This window comes from Nioella sp. MMSF_3534, assembly GCF_030732985.1.
Taxonomy (GTDB): Bacteria; Pseudomonadota; Alphaproteobacteria; order Rhodobacterales; family Rhodobacteraceae; genus Nioella.
Map to the genome: position 1 here is coordinate 1 of NZ_JASHJX010000103.1, position 1,386 is coordinate 1,386.

Here is a 1,386-nt window from a genome sequence, read left to right on the forward strand (position 1 = left end):
GGGCGCGGGAAAGGCGCGGCGCGGCAGGCCCATCTCGTAGGCGGGCTGTTCCGGCCCCTCGACCAGCCCCATGGCCCGCCAACGGCGGAACGCAGGATGCGCCACATGGGCCTTGGCATAGGCCAAAGCCCGGTCCGATACCGGCAGGCCGTAGGTGAGGATGCGCGTGGCGACGGGGGCAAAGAACACATCGGCCAGCGAGTAATCTCCGCAGAGCCACGGGCCCCCATGGGCCTCCAGCGCCTCACCCCAGACCCGCTCCAGCCGCTCCAGATCGGTGCGGACGGCATCGGTCACCTCAAACCCGTCCCACCCGGTGCGCAGGTTCATCGGGCAGGCCCCGCGCAGGCCGGTAAAGCCCGAATGCATCTCGGCAATCAGGCTCATGGCCATGGCGCGGGCATTGGGGTCGGCAGGCAGCAGGCCCTTGTCGGGAAAGGCCCGGTCCAGATGCCAGGCGATGGCGATGGAATCGGTCAGCAGCCCGCCCGTGGGGGTGCGCACGATGGGAACCGTTCGGTTGCCGGGTGCAAACGCCTCCAGATCCAGACGGAACTGGTCGCAATACATGCGGGTGGTTTTCACGGTCACCGGAATGTCAAAGGCGCGAAAGCTCAGCCAGCCGCGCAGCGACCAGCTGGAGTAGGATTTATCTGCAATCAGAAGCGTATAGGTCATGGCCCTGCCTATCGGAAAATCGGTTCCGCCAGCTAAGCCGCTGCGCGCGTGGCTGTCCAATTCCAATTGCTGACGCGGCGCATCAGGGACGGTGATTGATCACCTCGACCCGCCAGCGACCGGCCTCATGTACCAGCCGTGTGACCGAGAGGTTGTCGATCCGGTGCCCAAGCACCTCGTAGGCGGACAGCCCCGATGCGCGCTCGATCTGCGTCATGATGATCCCGAAATGGGCCACCGCAACGATATGGGCCTCCGGATGATCCCGGTTCATCCGGTCGACAAAGGGCGCGACCCGCGCGGCGGCTGCGTTCCAGCTTTCGCCATTTGGCGGCGTGACATCGCCGGGCTCTTCCCAATAGCGGCGGCTCAGAACCGGATCGCGTTCAGAGACATCGGCGAAATGCATCCCGTCCCAATCGCCGAAGTTGAACTCGCGCATGTCGGGCACATTGGGCAATCGCTGCCGCCCCTCCATCAGCACATCCGCCGTGGCCGTGGCGCGGACCAGATCCGAGGACACGAGAAGCGCCGGTCGCGGCAATTCCGCATCCAGCCGGGCGATCACCGCCGCGTCCGACAGGTCCGCCGGCACGTCCCGCCAGCCGACGAAGGCTTTTTCATGCGTTGGCCCGTGCCGGACCCAATGCCAGACCGTCACGCGCCCGCCCCTTCCCTTTCATCTTGGCAAAAATACCTCGGGGGGTG

Annotated in this window: 2 protein-coding genes; both read right to left on the minus strand. The window is 65.9% G+C overall.

The window, feature by feature from the left end; genetic code table 11:
• Window positions 1-678: glutathione S-transferase (locus RBB16_RS20605; RefSeq protein ID WP_306047896.1), on the minus strand; the 678-nt coding region annotated here is incomplete at its 3' end.
• Window positions 679-760: 82 nt separating this feature from the next.
• Window positions 761-1,339: a histidine phosphatase family protein gene (locus tag RBB16_RS20610; RefSeq protein WP_306047897.1), complete on the minus strand. Its 579-nt coding sequence runs from the start codon at window positions 1,337-1,339 to the stop codon at window positions 761-763.
• Between the last annotated feature and the right edge of the window lie 47 nt (window positions 1,340-1,386).